Here is a 5788-nt window from a genome sequence, read left to right on the forward strand (position 1 = left end):
CTGGGCCAAGGGCCCGGTGCTGGCGCCGCTGGTGGTCGGCGGACCCGCTTCGACCCTTGCTCTCGCCGGCGATCTCGCACGCCTGATCGACGACATGGTCACGCGCGGCGTCGACTGGAACGCGCTCGATGGCCTCGTGCCTGATAACCTCGACCGCTACTGGCAGCACTCGCTCGAATTTCTGCGCATCGCGCGCATCGCCTGGCCAGCTCATCTCGCCGAGATCAAGCGGATCGAGCCCGCGGCACGGCGCGATCTCCTGATCGCGGCGGAAGCCAAACGCCTGACCGCGCATCCCAATGGCCCCGTGATCGCAGCGGGCTCGACCGGCTCGATGCCCGCCACCGCCAAATTCCTGCACGCCGTCGCATCGCTGCCGCATGGCGCCGTGGTGCTGCCGGGCCTCGACACCGATCTCGATGACGACGCCTGGCGGACCATCGGCGGCGTTCGCGATGCGCTCGGCAAATTCGCGGAGCATCCGGCGTCGAACCATCCGCAATATGCCATGAATGCGCTGCTGGATCGGTTTGGCATCAAGCGCAGCGACGTTGACATCCTTCAGTCGCCGGCAGAAGGCGGCCGCGACCTGCTCGCCTCGGAATCGATGCGGCCATCGGCCAAGACGGAAGTCTGGCACGACCGGCTGAAGCAGCCGGATGTCGCCACCAAGATCGCCGGTGGCATGATGAACCTTTCCGTCGTCGAAGCGCCCAACCCTGAGATGGAAGCGCTCGCGATCGCGATTGCGATGCGCGAAGCACGACATCTCGACAAGTCGGCGGCGTTGGTGACGCCCGATCGTGCGCTGGCGCGACGGGTGATGGCGGCGCTGACGCGATGGGATCTCGATTTCGACGATTCCGGCGGTGACGTGCTGATGGAAACACCCGCCGGGGTCTTTGCACGACTCGTGGCAGAGGCAGCGACAAAGGGCCTGGAGCCGCCGACATTGCTGGCGATGCTGAAGCATCCGCTGTGCCGGCTTGGCCGCGCGGCGGGCGCATGGAAAGCGGCGATCGAAGGGCTGGAGCTCGCGGTGTTGCGCGGCACACGCCCGCCTGCCGGCACGGGCGGTCTCTTGCGCGAGTTCAACCGCTTTCGCGACGAGCTGACAAAGCTCTGGCGCAGCGAGGTCTCGGCACTCCACAAGGCCGAGCCACGCGCGCGGCTCAAGGCCGAGGATATCGATCGCATCCAGGCGCTGATCGACGCCTTGCAGAGGGCGTTGGTGCCGATCGAAAGCCTCGTATCGTCAAAGCCATTCGACTTCGCCGAGCTCGCGCATCGGCATAGCGAGATCATGATCGAGCTGTCGCGCGACGAGCAGGGCATCCCGCTCGCCTTCGAGGAGCGCGAGGGCCTTGCGCTCGCCAGCGCCTTCGACGATCTCCTGCGCGGCGGCACGACCAGCGGATTGATGGTGCCGCTGCCCGAATATCCCGACGTCTTCCAGACCGCGTTCAGTGATCGCGCGGTACGGCGGCGAGACAGACCGGGCGCGCGGCTGCAGATCTACGGCCCGCTGGAATCGCGCCTGATGCAGGCCGACCGCATCGTCATCGGCGGACTGATCGAAGGCGTCTGGCCGCCGTCGCCACGGATCGATCCCTGGCTCAGCCGGCCGATGCGGCACGAGCTCGGTCTCGATCTGCCGGAGCGCCGCATCGGCCTGTCCGCCCACGATTTTACCCAGCTGCTCGGCGGCGACGAAGTCATCCTCACCCATTCCGCCAAGGCCGGCGGCGCGCCGGCGGTTGCTTCGCGCTTCCTGCACCGGTTGGAAGCGGTTGCCGGCGACGATCATTGGAAGGCGGCCGTTCGCGCCGGTGAGAAATATGTGCAGTTCGCCGGCGCGCTCGACCAGCCCGCCGAAGTCCAGCCGATCAAGCAGCCCGAGCCGCGGCCGCCGCGCGCGGTGCGACCGCTAAAAATGTCGGTCACCACGATCGAGGATTGGCTGCGCGATCCCTACACGATCTATGCCAAGCACATCTTGCGGCTCGATGCGCTCGATCCCGTCGATATGCCGCTGTCGGCCGCCGACCGCGGCTCGGCCATCCACGATGCGCTTGGCGAATTCACCGAAGCCTATGCCACGCGCCTGCCCGACGATCCCGCCCGCGTTCTGCGCGCGATCGGTGAGAAGTATTTCGCGCCGCTGATGGAGCGCCCCGAGGCGCGAGCGTTGTGGTGGCCGCGCTTCCAGCGCATCGCGCGCTGGTTTGGCGAATGGGAGACCGTGCGCCGCGAGGCGATCGAGGCGATCACCGCGGAGACCCGCGGCGAAATCTCGATCCGGCTCGACAATGCGCGCACTTTCTATCTTTCCGCGCGCGCCGACCGCATCGAACGCCGCACGGGCGGCAGCTACGCCATCCTCGACTACAAGACCGGACAGCCGCCGACCGGCAAGCAGGTTCGCATGGGCCTCTCGCCGCAGCTGACCCTGGAGGCCGCGATTCTGCGCGAAGGCGGCTTTCCCGATATCGATGCTGGCTCCTCCGTGAGCCAGCTCGTCTATATCCGCCTCAGCGGGAACAATCCGCCGGGCGAGGAGCGCATTCTCCAGCTCAAGTTCAAGCAGGGTGACGAGCCGCAGCCGCCGGATACGGCAGCTGCCGAAGCGCGAGCCAAGCTGGAGGCCCTGATCCGCGCTTTTGAGGACGAGAATCAGCCTTACACCTCGCTGAACCTGCCGATGTGGACGAACCGCTATGGCGCCTATGACGACCTCGCCCGGATCAAGGAATGGTCCGCGGCTGGCGGATTGGGAATCGAGGAATGGTAAAGGCACCGCGGCCCATTCCCGACGAGGTGCGCGCGCGGCAGGCGCGCGCGTCGGATCCGACCGCCTCGGCCTTCGTGTCGGCCAATGCCGGCTCGGGCAAGACGCATGTGCTGGTGCAGCGGGTCATCCGCCTCTTGCTGTCAGGCGTGCCGCCGGAAAAGATCCTCTGCATCACCTTCACCAAGGCCGCCGCCGCCAACATGGCCGAGCGCGTGTTCACGACGCTCGGTCATTGGGTGACGCTGGATGATACCGCGCTCGATGCCGCGATCCGCGCCGTCGGCATCCCGCATCCGGACCGAAAACTGCGTCGTGACGCGCGAAAACTGTTCGCCTGCGCGCTGGAGACACCGGGCGGATTGAAGGTACAGACCATCCACGCGCTCTGCACCCGCCTGCTCCAGCAGTTTCCGTTCGAGGCCAATGTTCCTGCGCGCTTCTCGGTCATCGACGAACGCGACCAGACCGACATGATGGAGCGCGCCAATCTGAAGGTGCTGCTGGAGGCCGCGCGCGATCCGGACAGCATCACCGGCCGCGCGCTGCTGACGGCCATGGCAAGCGCGGCCGATGTGACCTTCAAGGAGGTCGTGCGTGAGGCGTGCCTCAGCCGCGATCATTTCATGGCCTGGACCGACGAGGCCGGCAAAGCCGGGGCGGCGATCGAACAGATGGCAGCTGTGCTCGGCGTCGATGCGGGCGACCGTATCGAGGACGTCGAGACGGAGATTCTCGACGGCCCATTCCTGCCGCGGTCGCGCTGGGACGACATCGCCTTTGCGCTAGAGGATGGCAGCAAGTCCGACAACGACCAGGCCGGCCGGCTGCGCGAAGCAAAAGTCTTTTCCGGCAGCGCGCAGGTCGATGCCTATCTCTGCGTCTTCCTCACCGACGAGAAGCTGCCGCGCAAGGCGGTTCTGACCAAGAAATTTTGCGATCACAACCCGTCCGTTACCCGCCTGTTCGAGAACGAGGCGCAGCGGCTCGGTGAGCTGATCGAAAAGCGTCGCGCGGTGACCATGCGCGACCGCACCGCAGCCCTGCTGCATATCGCAACTGCCGCCGCCGCAAACTACCGTCGCGAAAAGCAGGAGCGCGGGCTGCTCGATTATGACGACCTCATCGACAAGACGCTCGCGATGCTGAATCGCGTCGCCTCGGGCTGGGTGCATTACAAGCTCGACCGCGGCGTCGATCACGTCCTGATCGACGAGGCCCAGGACACCAGCCCGCGGCAATGGGACATCGTCGGGCATATCATCTCGGAGTTCACGGCCGGAGAAGGCGCGCGTGAGGGGCTGAACCGCACGGTGTTCGCGGTCGGCGACGAGAAGCAATCGATCTTCTCGTTCCAGGGGGCCGACCCGCACGAGTTCGACAAGCGAAAGCGAGAGTTGGACCGCAGGTTCAAAGCCGCCGGGCTCAAGTTCGACCCGGTCGCCTTCACCTATTCGTTCCGTTCGGGCGCAACGATCCTGAACTCGGTCGATCATGTCTTCCGCGAGCCCCAGATCTACAAGAGCATCCATTCTATCGCCATCGGCCATCCCCTGCACAATGCGCTCGCCGATGCCGGGCCGAGCGTGATCGAACTGTGGGATCTCGCGGAAGCCGATGACAGGCAGGACATCGAGGGCTGGCGCGCCCCCTTCGACGGGGTCGCCGTCACCAGCCCCGAAGTGAAGCTCGCACGCCGCATCCAGGCCGAGATCAAGCGGCTGGTCGAGAGCGGCACGCTGACGGGACATGAGGGCGAGCGCCGTCCATTGCGCTACGGCGACATGCTGATCCTGGTGCGCCGGCGCGGCAACGCGTTCGACGCCGTGATCCAGGCGCTGAAGCACGCTGGCGTTCCGGTCGCGGGCGCCGACCGGCTCAAGCTCACCGAACACATCGCCATCATCGACCTGATGAATCTCGCCGACGCGCTGCTGCTGCCGCAGGACGATCTTGCGCTGGCGGTGGCGCTGAAGAGCCCGCTGTTCGGGCTCGATGACGACGACCTGTTCCAACTGGCCCATGACCGAAAGGGATCGCTGCGCCGTGCGCTGGGCGAGCATGCTTCCACAAACGAGAAATTCGCGACCGCATTGCGCCGGCTCGAGGCATGCGAGATTCGTGCCCGCGACGAGACGCCGTTCGCCTTCTACGCCTGGCTGCTCGGCGGCGACGGCGGGCGCGCGCGCATCCTGCGCCGGCTGGGACATGAGGCCAATGACGCGCTCGACGAATTCCTGGAGCTCGCGCTGAACTACGAGCGCAAGGCGCCGGCCTCGCTGCAGGGCTTCATGGCCTGGCTGCGCTCGGCTGACACCGAAGTGAAGCGCGACATGGAGATCTCGCGCGACGAGGTGCGGGTGATGACGGTGCATGGCGCCAAGGGCCTGGAGGCCTCCGTCGTGTTCATGGTCGACACCACCTCATCGCCTGCGGATTCGCAGCGACTTCAACTGATCCACGTCCCGCGCGGCAATAGCGGCGAGGTCGTGGTCTGGGCCGGCCGCAAGGCGGACGATCCCAAACCGGTTGCCGAAGCGCGCAACGCGATGCTCGAAGAGACCGAGGATGAGTATCGCCGCCTGCTTTACGTTGCGATGACCCGCGCGGCGGACCGCCTGATCGTCGGTGGCTGTCTGCCGGGCAACAGGAAGGCGGTCCGCAAGCTGAGCTGGTATGACCTGATCGACACCGGGCTCGCCGGCGCGGGCCTCGACAAGCAGGTCATCGAGACGCCGCTCGGCAAGGTGACCCGATTCGCCCGGCCGGAGGATGTCGCGGCGCTCGGCACACCGGCGACGTCCGTAGACCAGACCGTCGCCCTGCCCGATTGGCTGCTTGCGCCGGCACCACGCGAGACCGCCGACGACGATCCGGTGCGTCCCTCCGGACAGCCAGCCGGGGAAGGGCGCACGGTGCGATCAGGCGAATCGGTCCAGTCCCGCGCCCTTGCATTGCAACGCGGCACGCTGGTGCACCGGCTGCTGCAATCCCTGCACG

2 protein-coding genes are annotated in these 5788 nt (G+C 66.6%); both read left to right on the top strand.

The features are described 5' to 3' along the window. Positions 1 to 2791, top strand: a 2791-nt coding sequence (gene addB / locus MOV74_RS29470; RefSeq protein ID WP_246930187.1) for a double-strand break repair protein AddB, incomplete at its 5' end; no start/stop codon positions are given. Further along, the coding region (gene addA / locus MOV74_RS29475) for a double-strand break repair helicase AddA (RefSeq protein WP_246930189.1) at positions 2785 to 5788 on the top strand (3004 nt) is incomplete at its 3' end. The genes addB and addA, both read left to right, overlap by 7 nt.

Origin of the sequence: Bradyrhizobium sp. SHOUNA76, assembly GCF_023006445.1 — a bacterium.
In the GTDB taxonomy this organism is placed as follows: Bacteria; Pseudomonadota; Alphaproteobacteria; order Rhizobiales; family Xanthobacteraceae; genus Bradyrhizobium.